Origin of the sequence: Enterobacter sp. UCD-UG_FMILLET, from assembly GCF_000762975.1 — a bacterium.
Lineage (GTDB): Bacteria > Pseudomonadota > Gammaproteobacteria > Enterobacterales > Enterobacteriaceae > Enterobacter > Enterobacter dykesii.
In genome coordinates this window covers 99,745-123,230 of sequence record NZ_JRJC01000008.1, presented here as the reverse complement: position 1 = coordinate 123,230, position 23,486 = coordinate 99,745, and the positions used below count along the sequence as shown (strand labels likewise).

Sequence of the window (23,486 nt, the reverse complement as noted above, 5' to 3'; positions counted from 1 at the left end):
TCGCGCGTGAAGGCGTATTGTGACAAGAAAACGGGGCGATTGTCAGCCCACAACTCGCATAAACTCGCACAAATCAGGTCTGGACAAACAAAAAAGGCACATCAAATGATGCGCCCTTGTACTTTCCGGCTTCCCTGAAACGGGAAAGCAATCAGTTTACTGCGTCTTTCAGCGCTTTACCTGCACGGAAACCCGGCACTTTAGCAGCAGCAATGGTGATCTCTTTACCGGTCTGAGGGTTGCGGCCAGTACGGGCAGCACGCTCTTTAACAGCAAAAGTACCGAAACCTACCAGTGCAACGTCGTCCCCAGCCTGCAGAGATTCAGTAACAGAAGCAATTAAGGCATCTAACGCACGTCCAGCTGCAGCTTTAGAAATATCAGCACCCGCAGCAATTTTGTCAATCAGTTGAGATTTATTCACTGTTCTCTTCCTCTCTTTATAATTTATATCGCGCCTGAATCCTTCACAACGCGACCGCGCAGCAGTTATATCAGGCCTGCCATGACCTTACAACACCCGTTGTTGATGACGGACCTAATCAGCAATCTAAATTAGCTATACAAAAAAAGGCTGGCAAGTGCGAAATGACTTACCAGCCTTGTTTTTATTGACGCTCTTTGCGCGAGGTCACTATTTTGCGGTTACAACCTGCATTCCGGAGGGTTCATTCTGCAGTGCGAGACTGAGAACTTCCTCAATTCGCTTCACAGGATGGATCTGCAGGTCGGCAATCACATTGTCCGGAATCTCTTCCAGATCGCGTTTGTTTTCGTAAGGGATCAATACGGTTTTGATCCCACCGCGGTGTGCCGCCAGCAGTTTTTCTTTTAAACCCCCAATCGGCAGAACCTGACCACGCAGCGTAATTTCACCGGTCATTGCCACATCGGCACGCACCGGGTTACCTGTCAGGCAGGAAACCAGAGCGGTACACATGGCAATACCCGCGCTTGGACCATCTTTCGGCGTCGCCCCTTCCGGAACGTGCACATGGATGTCGCGTTTTTCGTAGAAATCAGAGTTGATACCCAGTTTCTCCGCGCGCGCGCGCACCACGGTCAGCGCCGCCTGGATGGATTCCTGCATCACTTCTCCCAGCGAGCCGGTGTAGGTCAGCTTGCCTTTGCCCGGCACACAGGCGGTTTCGATGGTCAGCAGATCGCCGCCCACTTCCGTCCATGCGAGGCCGGTCACCTGACCAACGCGGTTTTCGTTGTCCGCACGACCGTAGTCGAAGCGCTGGACGCCGAGATAGGCATGCAGATTGTCGCCGTTAATCACAATGTGTTTCAGGCTCTTATCCAGCAGCAGCTGTTTCACCGCTTTACGACACAGTTTAGAGATTTCACGCTCAAGGCTACGCACGCCCGCTTCACGGGTGTAGTAGCGGATGATGCCAATAATCGCGCTGTCCTCGACGGTCAACTCGTTGGCTTTCAGCGCGTTACGCTCAATCTGTTTCGGCAGCAGGTGCTGCTTAGCGATGTTCAGCTTCTCATCTTCGGTATAGCCGGAGAGACGGATCACTTCCATACGGTCCAGCAGCGGGGCCGGAATGTTCATGGAGTTGGAGGTCGCCACGAACATCACGTCGCTCAGGTCGTAGTCCACTTCCAGGTAGTGATCGCTGAACGCCACGTTCTGTTCTGGATCAAGCACTTCCAGCAGCGCAGACGCAGGGTCGCCACGCATGTCCGACGACATCTTGTCGATCTCATCGAGCAGGAACAGCGGGTTTTTAACCCCCACTTTCGCCATCTTCTGGATCAGTTTACCCGGCATAGAACCGATGTAGGTACGGCGGTGACCGCGGATTTCCGCTTCATCGCGTACGCCACCCAGCGCCATACGGATATACTTACGTCCGGTCGCTTTGGCGATGGACTGGCCCAGAGAGGTTTTACCTACCCCCGGCGGTCCTACCAGGCACAGAATTGGGCCCTTGATTTTGTTTACACGGCTTTGTACCGCGAGGTACTCAAGAATGCGGTCTTTCACGCGTTCCAGGCCGTAGTGATCGGTATCCAGGATTTCCTGCGCCTGACGCAAGTCTTTTTTGACCTTGCTGCGGGCGTTCCACGGAACCTGTACCATCCACTCAATGTAGCCGCGAACAACGGTCGCTTCAGCCGACATTGGAGACATCATTTTCAGCTTCTGCAGTTCTGCTTCGGCCTTCTCTTTCGCCTCTTTCGGCATCTTCGCCGCGTCGATCTTACGCTTTAGCGCTTCGTTTTCGTCCGGCGCGTCGTCCATCTCGCCCAGTTCTTTCTGAATGGCCTTCATTTGCTCATTCAGATAGTACTCACGCTGAGATTTCTCCATCTGCTTTTTGACGCGGTTGCGAATGCGCTTCTCAACCTGCAGCAGATCGATTTCAGACTCCATCATCGCCATCAGGTATTCCAGACGTTCGTTAACGTCGGACATTTCCAGCACGGACTGTTTGTCAGCCAGCTTCAGCGGCATATGTGCAGCGATGGTGTCCGCCAGACGCGCAGGATCGTCGATGCTGTTCAGCGACGTCAGCACTTCTGGTGGAATTTTCTTGTTCAGCTTGATATAGCCTTCAAACTGGCTAATCGCGGTGCGCACCAGCACTTCCTGCTCGCGCTCATCAAGCTCAGGCGAATCAAGGTACTCTGCCTTTGCAGAGAAGTGTTCGCCGTCGTCTGACAGAGTGGTAATACGCGCACGCTGCAGGCCTTCTACCAGCACCTTCACGGTGCCGTCAGGCAGCTTCAGCATCTGCAGAATAGAGGCCACGGTCCCGACGGTGAAAAGATCGTTTACACCCGGCTCATCCGTTGATGCTTCTTTCTGCGCCACCAGCATGATTTTTTTATCATGATCCATGGCGGCTTCGAGGCAACGGATAGATTTTTCCCGCCCTACAAATAAGGGTATGACCATGTGCGGATAAACCACCACATCGCGCAACGGCAATACGGGGATTTCAATGCGTTCAGAACGCTCAGGATTCATAGAGCTCTCTCTTAGTTAGTGTCCGCCAGGTAAGCTGGTCATGTCACTGTGCTTCACATAACCATTAACATGTATCCAGTATATGGGGATGTTTCCCACACATTCAACGCTATGAATACGGAAAAAGTAAAGGGGAGATAAAATCCCCCCTTTTTGATTAACTGCTTGTATGATTTGGTTAATTATTCGCCAGATGCCTGCTGCGCTTCCGGTTTGCCGTAAATCAGCAGCGGCTTGGTTTGACCGCTAATGACGGACTCGTCAATCACCACTTTCTCAACGTCTTCCATCGACGGAAGATCGTACATGGTGTCGAGCAGTGCCGCTTCAACAATTGAACGCAGACCACGGGCACCGGTTTTACGAACCATCGCTTTCTTGGCAATCGCATCCAGCGCTTCGTCGCGGAATTCCAGATCAACGCCTTCCAGATTGAACAGCGCCTGGTACTGCTTGGTCAGCGCATTTTTCGGCTCTTTCAGGATCTGGATCAGCGCGTCTTCGCTCAGCTCATTCAGCGTTGCGACAACCGGCAGACGGCCGATAAATTCAGGGATCAGACCGAATTTGATCAGATCTTCCGGTTCAACCTGAGACAGCAGTTCGCCTTCGTTTGGTTTTTCGGACGTCGATTTCACCGTTGCGCCAAAACCAATGCCGGAGCCGGTTTCAACACGGTGGGAGATGACTTTGTCCAGACCAGCAAACGCACCGCCACAGATGAACAGGATCTTGGAGGTATCAACCTGCAGGAACTCCTGCTGCGGATGTTTACGACCACCCTGTGGCGGAACGGCGGCAACCGTACCTTCAATCAGTTTCAGCAGTGCCTGCTGTACGCCTTCACCCGATACGTCACGGGTAATGGACGGGTTGTCTGATTTTCGGGAGATCTTGTCGATCTCATCGATGTACACAATCCCGCGCTGCGCTTTCTGTACGTCGTAATCGCACTTCTGCAGCAGTTTCTGAATGATGTTTTCGACGTCCTCACCCACATAGCCGGCCTCGGTCAGGGTGGTGGCATCCGCCATCGTGAACGGAACATCAAGCAGACGCGCCAGGGTTTCAGCCAGCAGCGTTTTACCGGAACCGGTTGGGCCGATCAGCAGAATGTTACTTTTACCCAGTTCTACGCCATTGCTGGTGTCACCGTTACGCAGACGTTTGTAGTGGTTATAGACCGCTACCGCCAGCACTTTCTTGGCCTGCTCCTGTCCGATGACGTAGTCGTCAAGGTGATGACGAATTTCATGCGGCGTTGGCAGCGCGCTGCGCTCACGGTGCGGTGCGACTTCTTTAATCTCTTCGCGAATGATGTCGTTACATAAATCGACACATTCGTCGCAGATATACACGGACGGCCCGGCAATCAGTTTACGCACTTCATGCTGGCTTTTGCCGCAAAAAGAGCAGTACAGCAGTTTGCCCGAACCATCTTTGCGTTTATCTGTCATGAGTCCAAACCTCTTTTTAAGTTCTTTGTGCCGCACATGACGACGCAAATGCCATTCTAAGACGCAAGCTGCAATCAGCAGCGTGCCGCCCTACCTTAGTATAGCGGCACACTCGCGTCACGGGCATCAATTACGATGGGTCAACACGGAGTCGACTAAGCCGTACTCAACTGCCTCTGGAGCAGAGAGGAAGCGATCGCGCTCGGTATCGCGCTCGATCTGCTCGAGTGGTTGACCCGTATGCTGCGCCATAAGTTCATTCATGCGCGCTTTTACTTTCAGAATTTCGCGGGCGTGGATTTCGATATCCGTCGCCTGCCCCTGGTAACCGCCCAGCGGCTGGTGAATCATCACGCGGGAATTTGGCAAGCAGAAACGCTTACCTTTCGCCCCTGCTGTTAACAGGAACGCGCCCATAGATGCAGCCTGACCCATACAGATAGTGCTTACATCAGGCTTGATGAATTGCATGGTGTCATAAATGGACATACCTGCTGTAATCACGCCACCCGGGGAGTTAATGTACAGGTAAATGTCTTTTTCCGGGTTTTCCGCTTCCAGAAACAGCATCTGCGCCACGATCAGGTTAGCCATGTGGTCTTCCACCTGGCCGGTCAGAAAGATAACGCGTTCCTTGAGCAGACGGGAATAGATATCAAAAGAACGCTCACCACGTGAGGTCTGTTCAATAACCATTGGCACCAGAGCCATATGGGGTGCAAAGTTATCTCGTTCGCCACTGTATGACATTTCCGTCTCCTGGATCAAAATTGAAAACACCTGCTGTACTGATTGTAACCTTACGGACGGATTATCAGCCAGTCTCATTCATCATGATTACGTACTTATGGGGTTCACAGTGCCCTATTTCAAGCATAACAACCTTTTGTTGTTACGCTAACACCGAAAGGGCGTTTTAGCACTCTTCCTGGGCTATCGCTGCGATAAAAAAAACCCGCTGCCGCAAGGCAACGGGTTTTCTGTTCAAACTTTAAACCGTTGGGGCGAAATTACGCCTGCTGGTTCATCAGTTCGTTGAAAGAGGTCGCTTTTTCGGTCACTTTCGCTTTCGCCAGTACCGCTTCAACAGCCTGCTCTTCCAGGGCAACGTTGCGCATGTTGTCCATCAGCTCTTTGTTCTTACCGTAGAACTCGATCACTTCTGATGGATCTTCGTATGCAGAAGCCATCTCTTCGATCAGGCCCTTCACACGCTCTTCGTCAGCTTTCAGCTCGTGGGTACGAATCACTTCGCCCAGCAGCAGGCCAACAACAACGCGGCGTTTCGCTTGCTCTTCGAACAGCTCGCGTGGCAGTTCCATCGCTTGCTGCTGGTTGCCACCGAAACGCTGTGCAGCCTGACGGCGCAGAACGTCGATTTCGCTGTCGATCAGGGCAGCTGGAACGTCGATTTCGTTGGCTTTCACCAGACCTTCGATCGCCTGAGATTTCACACGGTTACGCACCGCGCCGTTCAGTTCACGTTCCATGTTCTTACGCACTTCGGTGCGCAGACCCGCTACGGAACCATCTTCCACGCCGAAACGCTTGATGAATTCTTCAGTCAGTTCTGGCAGTTCGCGCTCTTCAACTTTCTTCAGGTTGATAGCGAACTTCGCTGCTTTCCCTTTCAGGTTTTCAGCGTGATATTCTTCCGGGAAGGTCACGTCGATGGTGAACTCTTCGCCAGCCTTGTGGCCTTTGATACCGTCTTCGAAGCCTGGGATCATACGACCCTGGCCCATCGCCAGTACGAAGTCAGACGCTTTACCGCCTTCGAACTCTTCGCCGTCTACAGAACCGGTGAAGTCGATGGTGACACGGTCTTCAGCGTCAACAGCGCCTTCTTTCTCTTTCCAGTTCGCCTGCTGCTTGCGCAGGGTATCCAGCATGCCGTCAACGTCTTCGTCAGTCACGGAAACAACTGGTTTTTCAACTTCGATAGATTCCAGACCTTTCAGCTCAACTTCCGGGTACACTTCGAACTCTACGGAGTAGGTGAAGTCTTCGCCCAGTTTGTATTCGCCTGGAACATAGTTCGGCGCGCCGGCTGGATTGATTTTTTCTTTGATGATCGCATCGATAAAGTTGCGGCTCATCAGTTCACCCAGCACATCCTGACGCACGGAAGCGCCATAACGCTGAGCAACAACATTCATTGGTACTTTGCCCTTGCGGAAGCCGTCAATACGTACTTTTTTTGCTACGTTGACCAGCTCGCTTTTCACAGCAGTTTCGATGCTGTCAGCAGCGATAGTAATCGTTACACGGCGGCCAAGGCCTTGAGTGGTTTCAACTGAAACTTGCATCTTGTTACCTCAAAAAAATCACAGTGCTCGGTCAACTCTGAATCTGTCTGTTATACCGGGATGCTCTCTTAGTGCAGATTCACATTCCCTGTCGCCAGAATCATCCCGAAGACATTCAATAAGACGCGGCATTATAGCGGCATCACTTAGGTGAGTCGAGAACGGTTGGGGCATGTTGCTGCGGCTTTTTTCACACTTTAAGGCTATTTTTAGCCTTAAAATCGCACCATCCGCTCAAAACTCAAACAAAACAAAACGGCCCGGAGGCCGTTTTGAGGAAATCTGTAAGCAACATACTGGAAAATCTCCAGCCGTTGCAAATCCGATTTATCAGGCGATAGTGCCTGCACCGCGACAGGGCGGCGATGCGAAGACCGTATCCTGCAGGCCTTCCCATTCCTTAATGGTGTAGGTATGCAGTGCCAGCGCATGCACGGTCGTGGAGAGTTCTTCCGTCAAGGTGCTGTAGATCAAGCGGTGTCGATTCAGGAAACGTTCTCCCGTGAAGCGATCGCTAACCAGAACCACTTTAAAGTGGCTTTCAGAACCTGCCGGCACGTTATGACGATAGCTTTCGTCGACGACTTCGAGGAACACAGGGTTGAACGCTGCCCTTAATTTATCTTCTATATGCTCACGTATCATCATGAAATTACTCCTCCGACAACGCCAGGATGTCACCCATCCCTTTAAATGTTAGCCGCTTTTACCGTTTCCATTACACCTTGACAACAAATATTTAGCTTTCGTCTGATTTTCTCATTCAAACGAATGAAGTTCACTGTGAGACTCATACGTTTTGTCATACACGGATTGGGAAAAACGGTGAACTGGTCAGTTTTCGGACAAGGCGATGAATTTACATGCGTTGACCACTTCCCCTCGCCGTTGGCGATGTTATGATGGCGGCAATTTTTCTCTTTATATGCTTACGATTCGTTGAGAACCCGAAAATGTTAAAAAAACTCTTCTTTCCGTTGGTAGCCCTTTTTATGCTGGCAGGCTGTGCTACTCCGCCTACCACCATTGATGTCTCACCAAAAATCACCCTGCCTCAGCAGGACCCAAGCCTGATGGGCGTCACCGTGAGCATTAACGGTGCCGATCAGCGTCAGGACCAGGCGCTGGCAAAAGTGACCCGCGATAACCAGCAGGTTACCCTCACCGCCTCCCGCGACCTGCGCTTCCTGCTCCAGGAAGTACTGGAGAAACAGATGACCGCTCGCGGCTACATGATTGGCCCAAGCGGCGCGGTCGATCTGCAGATCATCGTGAACAACCTGTACGCTGACGTGTCTCAGGGCAACGTGCGCTACAACATCGCGACCAAAGCGGATATCGCCATCATTGCCACCGCGAAGAATGGCAACAAGATGACCAAAAACTACCGCGCCAGCTACTCTGTTGAAGGTGCCTTCCAGGCTTCTAACCAGAACATTGCTAACGCCGTGAACAGCGTGCTGACCGACACCATCGCCGATATGGCGCAGGACACCAGCATTCACGACTTCATCAAGCAGAACGCGCGTTAATCCCGCTCTCTGACCCGGTGTATCACCGGGTCAGTTTTATAAGAACATGTCCAGCCATTACTTACGCATTTTCCAGCAACCGAAATCAGCGATTCTGCTGATCCTCGGCTTCGCCTCGGGTTTACCCCTCGCGCTCACTTCCGGCACGCTTCAGGCGTGGATGACGGTTGAGAACATCGATCTTAAAACCATTGGTTTCTTCTCGCTTGTCGGCCAGGCCTATGTCTTTAAGTTCCTGTGGTCTCCGGTCATGGATCGCTACACGCCGCCTTTCCTCGGGCGTCGACGCGGCTGGTTAGTAATGACGCAGATCCTGCTGCTGCTGGCCATCGCGGCGATGGGATTTCTTGAACCCACCACCCAGCTTCGATGGATGGCCGCACTTGCGGTGGTAATTGCCTTCTGTTCCGCCTCTCAGGATATCGTGTTCGACGCCTGGAAGACGGACGTGCTACCTGCAGAAGAGCGCGGCGCCGGCGCGGCAATCAGCGTGCTGGGCTATCGCCTCGGGATGCTGGTCTCCGGCGGGCTGGCGCTGTGGCTGGCAGATCGTTACCTCGGCTGGCAGGGCATGTACTGGCTGATGGCCGCCCTGCTGATCCCCTGCATTATCGCGACGCTGTTCGCGCCCGAACCGAGTGACATCATCCCGGTTCCCCGCTCGCTGGAGCAGGCCGTCGCCGAACCGCTCCGCGACTTCTTTGGCCGCAACAACGCCTGGCTGATCCTGCTGCTCATCGTCCTTTATAAGCTGGGTGATGCCTTTGCCATGAGCCTCACCACCACCTTCCTGATCAGGGGTGTCGGTTTTGATGCCGGTGAAGTGGGTGTGGTGAATAAAACGCTGGGGCTGTTTGCGACCATTGTCGGCGCGCTTTATGGCGGCGTGCTGATGCAGCGCCTGACGCTGTTCCGCGCGCTGCTGATTTTCGGCATCCTTCAGGGCGCTTCTAACGCAGGATACTGGCTGCTGTCGATTACCGACAAACATACGATCAGCATGGCCGCGGCGGTGTTCTTCGAAAACCTCTGCGGCGGCATGGGAACAGCGGCGTTTGTCGCCCTGCTGATGACCCTGTGCAACAAGTCGTTTTCCGCTACCCAGTTCGCTCTGCTCTCGGCGCTTTCCGCCGTTGGCCGCGTGTACGTTGGCCCGATTGCCGGCTGGTTCGTGGAAGCCCACGGCTGGCCAACATTTTATCTCTTCTCGGTCGTGGCTGCCGTGCCGGGAATTTTATTGCTGCTGGTCTGCCGTCAGACGCTGGAATATACCCAGCGGACAGAACATTTTATGCCGCGCACCGAATATCGCCGCGCCTACCGTTTTGCGCTACGTCTGTTAATGGCGGGCTGCACTGCTCTGGCGCTCTGGCTTGTGGTGCTTATTATCAATGCCAGCACCTCTCTGGTACTCCCTTTCGAAGCCCTTCTGCTGGACGCAGGCGCCCTGCTGGCTATCGCCGGGATCCTGACCGGAGGTCTGCTTGATTTCATGGCGTTGCGTAAAATCCAGCTGACCTGAAGAAAAAAGCGAAAGGTTATTTCCCGTTGTAATCACTAACCGCAATTATAACGGCGAAATAGCCACCAACCGCTAAAAAAATATTTGTTGTTTTGTGCGGGATAGGATTTGGAAATTATTGGCACCAGTTCCAAAACGCTATTTTTCATTAAACGATTCAGCACCCGAGAGTTTGATTTTTCGTTTTTCAGATGTCTTTTTATTGATAATTAATTGTTAATTTTTTGTTTATTTTCAACAATGGTTATACCAATTGCCCCTTTTAAGGTATGCTTGGGGGTCCTTTCGTTATAAAGCCCATGACATGCGGCTTCGGTCATAAAAAGCGACATAATTTGCAACACTTGTGACACGTGCGGCAGAACCCGGTAACACCTTCCTGACACAGGCCTAATGATGTTTACAGTAATGTAACCTTCCCGTAAAATGCCCGCACACTTTAAACGCCACCAGACTCCGTGGAATTGAGGTCGTTAAATGAGACTCGGGAAATACAATAAAAGTTTGGGATGGTTGTCATTATTCGCGGGCACTGTATTACTCAGTGGCTGCGATTCTGCACTACTAGACCCCAAAGGACAGATTGGACTGGAACAACGTTCACTGATATTGACGGCTTTTGGCCTGATGTTGATTGTGGTTATTCCTGCCATTTTGATGGCTGTTGGTTTCGCCTGGAAGTATCGTGCGAGCAATAAAGATGCGAAGTATAGCCCTAACTGGTCACACTCCAATAAAGTGGAAGCTGTGGTCTGGACGGTACCTATTCTGATCATCCTGTTCCTTGCCGTACTGACCTGGAAAACCACTCACGCACTTGAGCCAAGCAAACCGCTGGTTCACGATGAGAAACCTATTACCATTGAAGTGGTCTCCATGGACTGGAAATGGTTCTTCATCTATCCAGAGCAGGGTATTGCTACCGTGAATGAAATCGCCTTCCCGGCGAACACTCCGGTTCAGTTCAAAGTGACCTCCAACTCCGTAATGAACTCCTTCTTCATCCCACGTCTGGGTAGCCAGATTTACGCGATGGCCGGTATGCAGACCAACCTGCATCTGATCGCGAATGAAGCAGGCACCTATGATGGTATCTCCGCCAGCTATAGCGGCCCGGGCTTCTCAGGTATGAAGTTCAAAGCTATTGCGACGCCAGACCGTGCAGCTTTCGACCAGTGGGTTGAAAAAGCGAAGCAGTCTCCAAACACCATGTCTGACATGGCGGCGTTCGAAAAAGTGGCTGCACCAAGCGAATACAACAAGGTGGAGTACTTCTCTAATGTGAAACCAGATTTGTTCAAAGACGTTATTGGCAAATTTATGGATCACGGCAAGAGCATGGACATGACCCAGCCTGAAGGCGAGCACAGCGCGCACGAAGGTATGGAAGGCATGGACATGAGCCACGCGGAAACCGCTCACTAAGGGGCCGAGGAAGAAAATGTTCGGAAAATTGACACTGGATGCAGTGCCCTACCATGAACCGATTATCGTGGTTACGGTGGCTGCAATTATCATTGGTGGCGCGGCCTTACTGGCCCTGATCACTTACTTCGGTAAGTGGAGCTACCTGTGGAACGAGTGGCTGACTTCGGTTGACCACAAAAAACTCGGTATCATGTACTGCATCGTCGGTATCGTCATGTTAATTCGTGGCTTTGCGGATGCCATCATGATGCGTAGCCAGCAGGCACTCGCTTCTGCGGGTGAAGCCGGCTTCCTGCCACCGCACCACTACGATCAGATCTTTACCGCCCACGGCGTTATCATGATCTTCTTCGTGGCGATGCCGCTGGTTATCGGTCTGATGAACGTGGTCGTTCCGCTGCAAATCGGCGCGCGCGACGTGGCGTTCCCGTTCCTGAACAACCTGAGCTTCTGGTTCACGGTTGTCGGCGTTATCCTGGTTAACCTGTCACTGGGTGTGGGCGAATTCGCGCAGACCGGCTGGCTGGCTTACCCGCCGCTGTCAGGAATTGAGTACAGTCCGGGCGTTGGCGTCGACTACTGGATTTGGGCGCTTCAGCTCTCCGGTGTCGGTACTACCCTGACCGGTATCAACTTCTTCGTGACCATTATCAAGATGCGTGCCCCTGGCATGACCATGTTCAAGATGCCGGTATTTACCTGGGCATCTCTGTGCGCCAACATCCTGATTATTGCCTCCTTCCCAATTCTGACCGTCACCATCGCGCTGCTGACCCTGGACCGCTACCTGGGCACCCATTTCTTCACGAATGATATGGGTGGCAACATGATGATGTACATCAACCTGATTTGGGCCTGGGGTCACCCGGAAGTGTACATTCTGGTTCTGCCTGTGTTCGGTGTGTTCTCCGAAATCGCGGCAACCTTCTCGCGTAAACGTCTGTTTGGTTACACCTCTCTGGTGTGGGCAACCGTGTGTATTACCGTCCTGTCGTTCATCGTTTGGCTGCACCACTTCTTCACCATGGGTGCGGGCGCGAACGTAAACGCCTTCTTCGGTATTACCACCATGATTATCGCCATCCCTACCGGGGTGAAGATCTTCAACTGGCTGTTCACCATGTACCAGGGCCGTATCGTGTTCCACTCAGCGATGCTGTGGACCATCGGCTTCATCGTGACCTTCTCCGTAGGTGGGATGACCGGCGTACTGCTGGCGGTACCAGGTGCTGACTTCGTTCTGCACAACAGCCTGTTCCTGATTGCGCACTTCCATAACGTTATCATCGGTGGCGTGGTCTTCGGCTGCTTCGCTGGCGTAACCTACTGGTGGCCAAAAGCGTTCGGCTTCACGCTGAACGAAAAATGGGGTAAGCGCGCATTCTGGTTCTGGATCATCGGCTTCTTCGTAGCATTTATGCCGCTGTACGTGCTGGGCTTCATGGGTATGACCCGTCGTCTGAGCCAGCAGATCGATCCGCAGTTCCACCCAATGCTGATGGTTGCAGCGGGCGGTGCGGTGCTGATTGCCTGTGGTATCGCGTCTCAGCTGATTCAGTTCTACGTGTCTATTCGCGACCGCGACCAGAACCGTGACCTGACCGGTGACCCATGGGGTGGCCGTACGCTGGAGTGGGCGACCTCTTCTCCACCTCCTTTCTATAACTTTGCCATCGTGCCGCAGGTTCATGAACGCGACGCATTCTGGGAAATGAAAGAAAAAGGTGAAGCGTACAAGCAACCTGCTCATTACGAAGAGATCCACATGCCGAAAAACAGCGGTGCGGGCATTGTGATTGCCGCCTTCGCAACGGTATTTGGTTTCGCAATGATCTGGCACATCTGGTGGATGGCGATTGTTGGCTTCGCCGGCATCGTAATCAGCTGGATTGTGAAGAGCTTTGACGAGGACGTGGACTACTACGTACCAGTCCGTGAAGTTGAGAAGCTGGAAAATCAGCATTTCGACGAGATTTCTAAAGCGGGGCTGAAAAATGGCAACTGATACTCTGGCGCACTCAACTGCCCACGCGCATGAGCATGCGCACCACGATGCAGGACCGACTAAAGTCTTCGGTTTCTGGATCTACCTGATGAGCGACTGCATTCTGTTCTGCTGTCTGTTCGCGACCTATGCCGTTCTGGTGAACGGCACGGCGGGCGGCCCGGCCGGCAAGGACATCTTTGAACTGCCGTTCGTTCTGGTTGAAACCGCACTGCTGTTATTCAGCTCCATCACCTACGGCATGGCGGCTATCGCCATGTACAAAAACAACAAGAGCCAGGTTGTCTCCTGGCTGGCGTTGACCTGGCTGTTTGGTGCTGGATTTATCGGGATGGAAATCTATGAATTCCATCACCTGATCATGGAAGGCTTCGGCCCGGATCGCAGTGGCTTCCTGTCCGCGTTCTTCGCGCTGGTCGGCACTCACGGTCTGCACGTGACCTCTGGTCTGATCTGGATGGCGGTACTGATGTTCCAGGTATCCCGTCGCGGCCTGACCAGCACTAACCGTACCCGTATCATGTGCCTGAGCCTGTTCTGGCACTTCCTGGACGTGGTGTGGATCTGTGTGTTCTCTGTTGTCTATCTGATGGGGGCGATGTAATGAGTCATTCAAACGATCATGGCGCTTCCCACGGCAGCGTAAAAACCTACATGACAGGTTTCATCCTGTCGATCATCCTGACGGTGATCCCGTTCTGGATGGTGATGAGCGGTTCTGCGTCTAAGCCGGTTATCCTGGGTGCAATCCTGGTGACCGCGGTGATTCAGATTCTGGTGCATCTGGTTTGCTTCCTGCACATGAACACCAAGTCCGATGAAGGCTGGAATATGACCGCCTTTATCTTTACCGTGATTATCATCGCTATCCTGGTAGTCGGTTCCATCTGGATTATGTGGAACCTCAACTACAACATGATGGTTCACTAAGAGCGGCGAGTATGTTTAAGCAATACCTGCAAGTAACGAAACCAGGCATCATCTTTGGCAACCTGATCTCCGTGATCGGAGGGTTCCTGCTGGCCTCTAAGGGCAGCATTGATTACACCCTCTTTATTTACACGCTGGTCGGTGTGTCACTGGTTGTTGCGTCCGGTTGTGTATTTAACAACTACATCGACATGGATATCGACAAGAAGATGGAAAGGACCAAAAATCGGGTGCTGGTGAAAGGCCTGATCGCCCCTTCCGTCTCGCTGGTGTACGCCACCTTGCTGGGTATTGCTGGCTTTATGCTGCTGTGGTTTGGTGCTAACCCGCTGGCCTGCTGGCTGGGGGTGATGGGGTTCGTGGTGTATGTGGGCGTCTATAGCCTGTATATGAAACGCCACTCCGTCTACGGCACGCTGATTGGTTCTCTCTCCGGCGCTGCGCCGCCGGTGATTGGCTACTGCGCGGTCACGAACGAGTTCGACAGCGGTGCGCTGATCCTGCTGGCTATCTTTAGCCTGTGGCAGATGCCGCACTCCTATGCCATCGCGATTTTCCGCTTTAAGGATTATCAGGCAGCGAACATCCCGGTTCTGCCGGTCGTGAAAGGCATTTCTGTTGCCAAGAACCACATCACGCTGTACATCATCGCCTTTGCCGTGGCAACGCTGATGCTCTCTCTGGGTGGTTACGCTGGGTATAAATATCTGGCGGTAGCGGCTGCGGTGAGCGTCTGGTGGCTCGGTATGGCGCTGCGCGGTTACAAAGTGGAAGATGACAAGGTCTGGGCGCGCAAACTGTTTGTGTTCTCGATTGTGGCCATCACCTCGCTGTCCGTGATGATGTCCGTAGACTTCATGGTGCCAGATTCACACAACCTGCTGACTTACGTCTGGTAAGCCAAAACAGGTCAATAAAAGGGTGCTTCGGCACCCTTTTTTATTCACTGAATCTACTAATAACGCATGTAATATTTGTTAAATAACCCTTTATTTACCCCGCCCCTTCCCCGCACTACACTATGGCCTGCTTTTGAACTGAGGTGGTAATGAACGATTATAAAATGACGCCAGGCGAGCTTCGCGCGACCTGGGGCTTAGGGACTGTCTTCTCGCTACGGATGCTTGGCATGTTTATGGTCCTGCCTGTTCTGACCACGTACGGTATGGCGCTGCAGGGGGCCAGCGAGGCGCTCATTGGCCTCGCAATCGGCATCTACGGTCTGGCGCAGGCGGTTTTCCAGATCCCCTTTGGCCTGCTCTCTGACCGGGTGGGCCGAAAGCCGCTGATCGTCGGCGGGCTGCTGGTCTTTGTGCTCGGAAGCGTGATTGCCGCCCTCTCCCACTCCATCTGGGGGATTATTCTCGGCCGCGCCCTGCAGGGTTCCGGCGCGATTGCCGCCGCGGTGATGGCGCTGCTGTCCGACTTAACCCGCGAGCAGAACCGCACCAAAGCGATGGCGTTCATCGGCGTGAGCTTTGGCGTGACCTTTGCGATTGCAATGGTGCTGGGCCCCATCATTACGCACACGCTGGGTCTGCACGCCCTGTTCTGGATGATTGCCGTGCTGGCGACCATCGGTATTGCCTTAACCCTGTGGGTCGTGCCGGACAGCAAAAACCACGTTCTGAACCGTGAATCGGGGATGGTAAAAGGCTGCTTCAGCGAAGTGATTGTCGAGCCGCGCCTGCTTAAGCTGAATTTTGGCATTATGTGCCTGCACATCCTTCTGATGTCCACCTTTGTCGCCCTGCCCGGCCAGCTGGCCGCAGCGGGTTTCCCGGCGGCTGAGCACTGGAAAATCTATCTGGTCACGATGCTGATTTCGTTTGTTTCCGTCGTGCCGTTCATCATCTACGCCGAAGTGAAGCGCAAAATGAAGCGCGTCTTCGTGGGCTGCGTGGCGGTCCTGCTGATTGCCGAAATTGTGCTCTGGGGTGCCGGCCCGCACTTCTGGGAGCTGATTGCCGGCGTACAGCTGTTCTTCCTGGCCTTTAACCTGATGGAAGCGCTGCTCCCGTCGCTGATCAGTAAAGAGTCCCCCGCCGGGTATAAAGGCACCGCGATGGGCATCTACTCCACCAGCCAGTTTCTCGGCGTGGCGATCGGCGGCTCGCTCGGCGGTTGGGTGGACGGCCTGTTTGATTCACAAACCGTGTTTCTCGCCGGTGCGCTACTGGCGACGGTCTGGCTGCTGGTCGCCAGCACCATGAAAGAGCCGCGCTACGTGAGCAGCCTGCGGGTAGAAATCCCGGATGATGTGGAGATCAGCGATGCGCTGAAACAGCGTCTGGAAGCCAAAGAGGGTGTGACAGAGGTGCTCATCGTTCCGGAAGAGCGCAGCGCTTACGTCAAAATAGACAGTAAAATGACCAACCGCTTCGAGGTCGAGCAAGCGCTCAAAGCGTGAAAAAAAGCCCGGTTAAACCGGGCTTTTTATATTAATCGCGGAAGTTTTTAAACTGGAACGGTTGCCCCAGATCGCCGCCGCGCACCAGCGCCATTACGGACTGGAGGTCATCGCGGGACTTACCGGTCACGCGAATTTCTTCGCCCTGGATCTGCGCCTGCACCTTCAGCTTGCTGTCTTTAATGAGCTTAACGATCTTCTTCTGCACCGCGCTCTCGATGCCCTGCTTCAGTTTGGCTTCAACAAACCAGTTTTTACCGCTGTGCACAAACTCTTCCGGCACGTCCAGAGACGTCCCTTCGATGCCGCGCTTTAACAGCTTGGCGCGCAGAATGTCGAGCAGCTGATTCACCTGGAAATCAGACTCGCTCAGCACCTTAATGGTCTTATTTGCGTCGTTCAGCTCAAACGACGCCTCAACGCCGCGAAAATCGAAACGTGACTCAACTTCGCGGGTTGCGTTCTCAACGCCGTTGCGAACTTCCTGGATATCAACTTCGGAAACAATATCGAAAGATGGCATCTTTTCTTCTCCCTTCACTTTTGTTGCGTTGCATAATACCCGCTACGAGGCATAACTCAACAGAAGCTTAGCTGTATAATTAAGCTGTAACACCTGGCGCAGTTGCAGGTGAGGAGGAACAATGAAAATTACGGTGCTCGGATGCGGAGCGCTTGGTCAGCTGTGGCTGACCGCGCTGTGCAAGCACGGACATGAGGTTCAGGGCTGGCTGCGCGTGCCCCAGCCCTATTGCAGTGTAAACCTGATTGGTGAAGACGGAAGCATCTTTAACGAATCCCTCACCGCGAACGATCCTGATTTCCTGGCGCAAAGCGATCTTTTACTGGTGACGCTCAAAGCCTGGCAGGTCTCAGACGCGGTAAAAACGCTGGCCGCGCAGCTCCCCCCCACTTCCCCCATACTGCTGCTGCATAACGGCATGGGGACGCTTGATGAGCTGAAAAACGTCCAGCAGCCCCTGCTGATGGCGACGACCACGCACGCTGCGCGTCGCGACGGCAACATCATCGTGCATGTCGCCAGCGGAGTGACGCATATCGGTCCCGCCAGAACGCAGGATGGTGATTACAGCTATCTTGCCGATGTGCTGCAGAAGGTGCTGCCGGACGTGGCCTGGCACAACAACATCCGCCCTCAGCTGTGGCGCAAGCTGGCGGTAAACTGCGTGATCAACCCGCTGACGGCGCTGTGGAACTGCCCGAACGGAGAGCTGAAAAATCATCCGCAGGACGTTGCCACACTGTGTGCGGAAGTCGCGGCGGTCGTTGAGCGGGAAGGCCTGCATACCTCGGCCAACGATTTGCGGTGTTATGTAGGGCAGGTCATTGAGAGCACGGCAGAAAACATCTCCTCAATGTTGCAGGATGTTCGGGCATTACGCCACACGGAGATCGACTACATCACCGGCTATCTGCTAAAACGCGCCCGCGCACACGGCATTTCCGTGCCGGAAAACGCCCGTCTGTATGACCTGGTTAAACGTAAGGAGAGTGAATATGAGCGCGTCAGCCCTGATCTGCCTCGCCCCTGGTAGCGAAGAGATGGAAGCGGTCACCACCATTGATTTGATGGTGCGCGGCGGCATTCAGGTTACCACCGCCAGCGTCTCCAGCGACGGCAATCTGGCAATCACCTGCTCGCGCGGGGTGAAAATCCTCGCGGATGCCCCCCTCGTTCAGGTGGCTGACGGCGATTACGACATCATCGTGCTGCCCGGCGGCTTAAAAGGCGCGGAATGTTTTCGCGACAGCCCGCTGCTGGTCGAGACCGTGCGTCAGTTTCATTTATCCGGCCGCATCGTCGCGGCAATCTGTGCCGCCGCCGGAACGGTTCTGATTCCGCACGATATCTTCCCCATCGGCAACATGACCGGTTTCCCGGGGCTTAAGGATACGATCCCGGAAGAGCACTGGGTGGATAAACGCGTCGTCTGGGATCCGCGCGTCAACCTGCTGACCAGCCAGGGGCCAGGTACCGCGATTGATTTTGGCTTAAAGATTATTGACCTGCTGGTCGGGCGCGAAAAAGCGTACGAAGTAGCGTCATCGCTGGTGATGCCGGCGGGGATTTATAATTATTACGAATAGGTGTTCTCCCTCTCCCTTTGGGAGAGGAACGGGGTGAGGGCATCAGGCCGCACTCCCCGGCAAAAAACTACGGGCGATACACCTTCACGTTCGCAAAGCCCTGCTCGCGCAGGTACAGCGCCTGCAGGCGACTCATCACCCCGCGCTCGCACCACAGCAGATAGGTTTTGCTCTGGTCGAGATCGCCAAACTTGGTGCTCAGCTTATAGAACGGCAGAGAAACCACTTCGACGCCTTCAACCTGCAGCGGCTTGTCATCCTGCTCGTCAATGGAGCGAATATCCAGAATCGCATCGTTAGCGCCGAAACCGCTTACGGTTTCAACTTCAACGACTTCCTGCTCGGTCTGCTGGGCAATCTCGCGGATGTCGATGTTGGAGGCTTCCTCCACCACTTTTTCCAGAATGCTGAAATCGAAGTTCTCTTCTTCCGCTTCGATTTTCGCCTTCACCGCCTTCACCGTTGGGCTTTTTGAGATCACGCCGCAGTATTCCGGCATGGTACGGGCAAAATCTTCGGTACCGATTTCGCGCGCCAGATCGATGATGTGCTCTTTATCGTGGGAGATCAGCGGACGCAGGATCAGCGTATCAGACACGTTGTCGATCAGACGCAGGTTGGTTAGCGTCTGGCTGGAAACCTGCCCCAGCGCTTCACCGGTGACCAGCGCCTGCACGCCGTAGCGCTCGGCAACTTTGGACGCCGCACGCACCATCATGCGCTTCAGCACCACGCCCATCTGGCCGTCGTCCACTTTTTCGAGGATTTCGCCGACCACAGGTTCGAAGTTGATCGCCACGAAACGCACGCGGTGAGAGCTGCCGAAGCGGTTCCACAGGTAATGCGCCACCTGACGAACGCCGATCTCGTGCGCCGCACCGCCCAGGTTGAAGAAGCAGTAGTGCACACGGCAGCCGCGACGCATCAGCATATAGCTGGAGACGCCGGAGTCGAAGCCGCCGGAGATGAGGGACAGGACGTCTTCCTGGGTGCCGATCGGGAAGCCGCCGATACCTTCATAGCGCCCTTTCACCAGCAGCAGGCGATCGTTTTCGATCTCCAGGTTCACGGTCACGTCCGGGTTGGTCAGACGAACGCGCGCCGTTTCAACGTGCTGGTTCAAACCGCCGCCGACGTAACGTTCCACTTCAATGGAGCTGAATTCGTGCTTGCCGCGACGCTTCACGCGCACGCAGAAGGTTTTGCCTTCGATCTGGTCGCGGTACTGCACCAGCGCTTTCTCGAAGATGTCGTGCATATCGCTGAACGGAACATCTTCCACTTCCAGGATATGGTGGATCCCCGGAATACGGGTCAGCGCGTCGCGAATATCCTGACGTTTGTTTTCGTCTTTGGCGCGCACTTCAACGTGGTCCCAGTGGCGCACCACGGCGAGGGTTTCGTCGTAGTGCTTTAATACGTTACGAATGTTCCCGGTGAGAATTTTAATAAAGCGCAAACGCACAGATTGGCTTTTGATGGTGATTTCAGGGAACAATTTAATGATAAACTTCATGGCGGCAATGTTTCTTAGGCAAGCGTATTAAAGCTTGTAATGGAAAAGAGTACAGCAGCCCACACCCGTGGCTGCATCCAGGCGCGCAAGTATACCACCATCGCGCCGCTCCTGTGCACATTGCGCGTTATTTGATAATTGCCCTGAGTCCGTTACCATGTCGGGGCTGAGAATATAAGAGTCAATTCACTATGCCGAAGAAGAACGACGCACCGGCCAGTTTCGAAACTGCGCTGAGTGAACTGGAGCAAATCGTTACCCGTCTTGAGAGCGGCGATCTCCCGCTGGAAGAGGCGCTCAACGAATTCGAGCGTGGCGTGCAGCTGGCGCGCCAGGGGCAGGTCAAACTGCAGCAGGCCGAGCAGCGCGTGCAGATCCTGCTTTCCGACAGCGAAGACGCGAAAACCACGCCTTTCACACCGGACGCCGAGTAAATGGATTTTGCCAACGAGCTTCAGGCGCGTGTCGTACGCGCCAACGACGCCCTGCGCCGTTTTATTGCGCCACAGCCTTTTCAGAACACTCCACTGGTTGAAGCCATGCACTATGGCGCACTCTTGGGTGGAAAGCGCCTGCGCCCGTTCCTGGTATACGCCACAGGCAATATGTTTGGTATCAGCGATAACACGCTGGACGCCCCGGCAGCCGCCGTGGAGTGCATCCACGCCTACTCGCTGATCCACGACGATCTCCCGGCCATGGACGACGACGATTTGCGTCGGGGTCAACCCACCTGCCATATCAAGTTTGGCGAGGCGAATGCCATTCTGGCGGGTGATGCCCTGCAAACGCTGGCGTTCTCGATTCTGAGCGACGCGCCGATGGCGGAAGTGGCTGACCGCGACCGCCTGGCGATGATCTCCGAACTGGCAATGGCCAGCGGCGTGGCCGGCATGTGCGGGGGACAGGCGCTGGATCTGGAAGCGGAAGGACGTCAGGTTAATCTGGAACAGCTGGAGCGTATTCACCGCCATAAAACCGGGGCGTTGATTCGCTCAGCCGTTCGCCTGGGCGCGCTGAGCGCGGGTGAACAAGGGCGCAAAGCCCTGCCGATTCTGGACAGATACGCAGAAAGTATCGGTCTGGCATTCCAGGTTCAGGATGACATTCTGGATGTGGTGGGCGATACTGCAACATTGGGTAAACGTCAGGGTGCGGACCAGCAGCTTGGCAAAAGTACCTACCCCGCCCTGCTGGGTCTTGAGCAAGCCCAACGTAAAGCCCGGGATCTGATTGACGATGCCCGCCAGTCCCTAAATGAACTGGCCGCGCAATCGCTGGATACCTCGGCACTGGAAGCGCTAGCGGACTATATAATCCAGCGTGATAAATAAACTATATATCTCGATGAGCCTTTGATGAGTTTTGATATTGCCAAATACCCGACACTGGCGTTAGTTGACTCCACCCAGGAGTTACGTCTGCTGCCGAAAGAGAGCCTGCCGAAGCTGTGCGACGAGCTGCGTCGCTACCTGCTCGACAGCGTAAGCCGCTCCAGCGGCCATTTCGCCTCCGGGCTTGGCACGGTAGAGCTGACCGTGGCGCTGCACTACGTCTATAACACGCCGTTCGATCAGCTCATCTGGGACGTGGGCCATCAGGCTTATCCGCACAAAATTCTGACCGGACGTCGCGATAAAATTGGCACCATTCGTCAGAAAGGCGGCCTGCACCCGTTCCCGTGGCGCGGTGAGAGCGAGTACGACGTGCTGAGCGTCGGCCACTCCTCCACCTCCATTTCTGCGGGCATCGGGATTGCCGTTGCCGCCGAGAAAGAGAACAAGCAGCGCCGCACCGTCTGCGTGATTGGCGACGGCGCCATCACCGCAGGGATGGCCTTCGAAGCCATGAACCACGCGGGCGACATCAAGCCGGACATGCTGGTTATCCTCAACGATAACGAAATGTCGATCTCCGAGAACGTTGGCGCGCTGAACAACCATCTGGCTCAGCTGCTCTCCGGCAAGCTTTACTCCTCGCTGCGCGAAGGCGGCAAGAAAGTCTTCTCCGGCGTACCGCCGATTAAAGAGCTGCTCAAGCGTACCGAAGAACACATCAAAGGCATGGTGGTGCCGGGCACCCTTTTTGAAGAGCTGGGCTTTAACTATATTGGCCCGGTTGACGGCCATGACGTGCTGGGCCTGGTGACCACGCTCAAGAACATGCGCGACCTGAAAGGCCCGCAGTTCCTGCATATCATGACCAAAAAAGGGCGCGGTTACGAACCGGCGGAAAAAGATCCGATCACCTTCCACGCGGTACCAAAATTTGACCCGTCCAGCGGCTGTCTGCCAAAAAGCAGCGGCGGCATGCCGAGCTATTCAAAAATCTTTGGCGACTGGCTGTGCGAAACCGCAGCCAAAGACAACAAGCTGATGGCGATCACCCCGGCCATGCGTGAAGGCTCTGGCATGGTGGAGTTCTCCAGAAAATACCCTGACCAGTATTTCGACGTCGCCATTGCCGAGCAGCATGCGGTGACGTTTGCTGCGGGCCTGGCTATTGGTGGCTACAAGCCCGTTGTCGCTATCTATTCCACCTTCCTGCAGCGCGCCTACGATCAGGTGATCCATGACGTGGCGATTCAGAAGCTGCCGGTACTGTTTGCTATCGATCGTGCGGGCATCGTCGGTGCCGACGGCCAGACGCACCAGGGCGCGTTTGATCTATCCTTCCTGCGCTGTATTCCGGATATGGTTGTCATGACGCCAAGCGACGAGAACGAATGTCGTCAGATGCTGTTTACCGGCTATCACTATCAGGATGGCCCAAGCGCCGTCCGCTACCCGCGCGGCAATGCGGTGGGCGTTGAGCTGCAGCCGCTGGAAAAACTGCCTCTGGGTAAAGGAGTGGTTAAGCGTCGCGGTGAGAAAGTGGCGATTCTGAACTTCGGCACGCTGATGCCAGAGGCGGCTAAAGCGGCTGAAGCGCTGAATGCCACTCTGGTGGACATGCGCTTTGTGAAGCCGCTCGATGAATCTCTGATCCTGAGTATGGCTGAGACGCATGACGTTCTGGTCACGCTGGAAGAAAACGCCATCATGGGCGGCGCGGGCAGCGGCGTGAACGAGGTGCTGATGGCAAATCGTAAAGCCGTGCCGGTGCTGAACCTCGGCCTGCCGGATCGTTTCATTCCGCAAGGTACTCAGGATGAAGCCCGTGCGGCTATTGGCCTGGACGCCGCCGGTATCGAAGCCAAAATCCGTACCTGGCTGGACTGACCCCTCCCCCCTTTTCCGCTCCTGCTATGCTTAAACCTGGTGTTTAAACAGCAGGAGC

21 protein-coding genes are annotated in these 23,486 nt (G+C 54.4%); 13 read left to right on the top strand and 8 right to left on the bottom strand.

What is annotated here, in order from left to right; all coding sequences use genetic code 11:
• Nucleotides 1-151: 151 nt before the first annotated feature.
• The 6 genes from hupB to bolA all read right to left on the bottom strand — a co-directional run bounded on the left by hupB (nt 152) and on the right by bolA (nt 7,403).
• On the bottom strand, nt 152-424 hold the full coding sequence (gene hupB / locus LA04_RS03140; protein WP_002444653.1) for a nucleoid-associated protein HU-beta: 273 nt from the start codon (nt 422-424) through the stop codon (nt 152-154).
• A gap of 210 nt (nt 425-634) precedes the next feature.
• Nucleotides 635-2,989 carry an endopeptidase La gene (gene lon / locus LA04_RS03135; protein WP_047650432.1) on the bottom strand — a complete coding sequence of 785 codons (2,355 nt, stop codon included), beginning with the start codon at nt 2,987-2,989 and terminating at the stop codon, nt 635-637.
• A 182-nt stretch (nt 2,990-3,171) separates the two neighbouring features.
• Nucleotides 3,172-4,446: an ATP-dependent protease ATP-binding subunit ClpX gene (gene clpX, locus LA04_RS03130; protein WP_023310570.1), complete on the bottom strand. Its 1,275-nt coding sequence runs from the start codon at nt 4,444-4,446 to the stop codon at nt 3,172-3,174.
• 126 nt (nt 4,447-4,572) lie between these two features.
• A complete protein-coding gene (gene clpP / locus LA04_RS03125) occupies nt 4,573-5,196 on the bottom strand; it encodes an ATP-dependent Clp endopeptidase proteolytic subunit ClpP (protein ID WP_010428105.1) in 624 nt (207 codons plus the stop codon).
• Nucleotides 5,197-5,456: 260 nt separating this feature from the next.
• On the bottom strand, nt 5,457-6,755 hold the full coding sequence (gene tig / locus LA04_RS03120) for a trigger factor (protein ID WP_023310569.1): 1,299 nt from the start codon (nt 6,753-6,755) through the stop codon (nt 5,457-5,459).
• A gap of 330 nt (nt 6,756-7,085) precedes the next feature.
• Nucleotides 7,086-7,403 carry a transcriptional regulator BolA gene (gene bolA / locus LA04_RS03115; RefSeq protein ID WP_021241655.1) on the bottom strand — a complete coding sequence of 106 codons (318 nt, stop codon included), beginning with the start codon at nt 7,401-7,403 and terminating at the stop codon, nt 7,086-7,088.
• Nucleotides 7,404-7,708: 305 nt separating this feature from the next.
• On the opposite strand from bolA, the gene LA04_RS03110 reads away from it, so the two are divergent.
• The 8 genes from LA04_RS03110 to LA04_RS03070 all read left to right on the top strand — a co-directional run bounded on the left by LA04_RS03110 (nt 7,709) and on the right by LA04_RS03070 (nt 16,582).
• Nucleotides 7,709-8,287 carry a lipoprotein gene (locus tag LA04_RS03110; protein ID WP_023310568.1) on the top strand — a complete coding sequence of 193 codons (579 nt, stop codon included), beginning with the start codon at nt 7,709-7,711 and terminating at the stop codon, nt 8,285-8,287.
• 46 nt (nt 8,288-8,333) lie between these two features.
• Nucleotides 8,334-9,809: a muropeptide MFS transporter AmpG gene (gene ampG, locus LA04_RS03105; protein WP_047650431.1), complete on the top strand. Its 1,476-nt coding sequence runs from the start codon at nt 8,334-8,336 to the stop codon at nt 9,807-9,809.
• A gap of 477 nt (nt 9,810-10,286) precedes the next feature.
• A complete protein-coding gene (gene cyoA / locus LA04_RS03095) occupies nt 10,287-11,234 on the top strand; it encodes a cytochrome o ubiquinol oxidase subunit II (RefSeq protein WP_014882770.1) in 948 nt (315 codons plus the stop codon).
• A 16-nt stretch (nt 11,235-11,250) separates the two neighbouring features.
• Nucleotides 11,251-13,242, top strand: a complete 1,992-nt coding sequence (gene cyoB, locus LA04_RS03090) for a cytochrome o ubiquinol oxidase subunit I (RefSeq protein ID WP_014168864.1) — start codon at nt 11,251-11,253, stop codon at nt 13,240-13,242.
• Nucleotides 13,232-13,846 (top strand): cytochrome o ubiquinol oxidase subunit III, encoded by a 615-nt coding sequence (locus LA04_RS03085; RefSeq protein ID WP_047650430.1) that lies wholly within the window; start codon nt 13,232-13,234, stop codon nt 13,844-13,846. The genes cyoB and LA04_RS03085 overlap by 11 nt, the downstream gene beginning before the upstream one ends.
• Complete coding sequence (locus tag LA04_RS03080; protein ID WP_006176899.1) at nt 13,846-14,172, top strand: cytochrome o ubiquinol oxidase subunit IV; 327 nt, start codon at nt 13,846-13,848, stop codon at nt 14,170-14,172. Before LA04_RS03085 ends, LA04_RS03080 begins: the two co-directional genes overlap by 1 nt.
• A gap of 11 nt (nt 14,173-14,183) precedes the next feature.
• Nucleotides 14,184-15,071, top strand: a complete 888-nt coding sequence (gene cyoE, locus LA04_RS03075; RefSeq protein WP_013095848.1) for a heme o synthase — start codon at nt 14,184-14,186, stop codon at nt 15,069-15,071.
• 149 nt (nt 15,072-15,220) lie between these two features.
• The gene (locus LA04_RS03070) at nt 15,221-16,582 is read left to right on the top strand and encodes an MFS transporter (RefSeq protein ID WP_047650429.1); all 1,362 of its coding nucleotides are present in this window, start codon (nt 15,221-15,223) and stop codon (nt 16,580-16,582) included.
• Nucleotides 16,583-16,613: 31 nt separating this feature from the next.
• On the opposite strand, the gene LA04_RS03065 is transcribed toward LA04_RS03070, so the two are convergent.
• The gene (locus tag LA04_RS03065) at nt 16,614-17,105 is read right to left on the bottom strand and encodes a YajQ family cyclic di-GMP-binding protein (RefSeq protein WP_023334701.1); all 492 of its coding nucleotides are present in this window, start codon (nt 17,103-17,105) and stop codon (nt 16,614-16,616) included.
• A gap of 121 nt (nt 17,106-17,226) precedes the next feature.
• On the opposite strand from LA04_RS03065, the gene panE reads away from it, so the two are divergent.
• Nucleotides 17,227-18,138: a 2-dehydropantoate 2-reductase gene (panE, locus tag LA04_RS03060; protein ID WP_047650428.1), complete on the top strand. Its 912-nt coding sequence runs from the start codon at nt 17,227-17,229 to the stop codon at nt 18,136-18,138.
• Nucleotides 18,101-18,691, top strand: a complete 591-nt coding sequence (gene yajL / locus LA04_RS03055) for a protein deglycase YajL (protein WP_047650427.1) — start codon at nt 18,101-18,103, stop codon at nt 18,689-18,691. The genes panE and yajL overlap by 38 nt, the downstream gene beginning before the upstream one ends.
• Nucleotides 18,692-18,758: 67 nt before the next feature.
• On the opposite strand, the gene thiI is transcribed toward yajL, so the two are convergent.
• Nucleotides 18,759-20,207 carry a tRNA uracil 4-sulfurtransferase ThiI gene (gene thiI / locus LA04_RS03050; protein WP_023310562.1) on the bottom strand — a complete coding sequence of 483 codons (1,449 nt, stop codon included), beginning with the start codon at nt 20,205-20,207 and terminating at the stop codon, nt 18,759-18,761.
• 191 nt (nt 20,208-20,398) lie between these two features.
• Between thiI and xseB the strand changes: the two genes are divergently transcribed.
• Genes xseB through dxs form a run of 3 tightly spaced genes read left to right on the top strand, consistent with a single transcriptional unit; the run spans nt 20,399 to nt 23,428 of the window.
• The gene (gene xseB / locus LA04_RS03045; protein WP_008503331.1) at nt 20,399-20,641 is read left to right on the top strand and encodes an exodeoxyribonuclease VII small subunit; all 243 of its coding nucleotides are present in this window, start codon (nt 20,399-20,401) and stop codon (nt 20,639-20,641) included.
• The gene (gene ispA / locus LA04_RS03040; protein ID WP_008503332.1) at nt 20,642-21,541 is read left to right on the top strand and encodes a (2E,6E)-farnesyl diphosphate synthase; all 900 of its coding nucleotides are present in this window, start codon (nt 20,642-20,644) and stop codon (nt 21,539-21,541) included.
• Between the two features lie 24 nt (nt 21,542-21,565).
• Nucleotides 21,566-23,428: a 1-deoxy-D-xylulose-5-phosphate synthase gene (gene dxs, locus LA04_RS03035; RefSeq protein WP_047650426.1), complete on the top strand. Its 1,863-nt coding sequence runs from the start codon at nt 21,566-21,568 to the stop codon at nt 23,426-23,428.
• Nucleotides 23,429-23,486 lie beyond the last annotated feature (58 nt).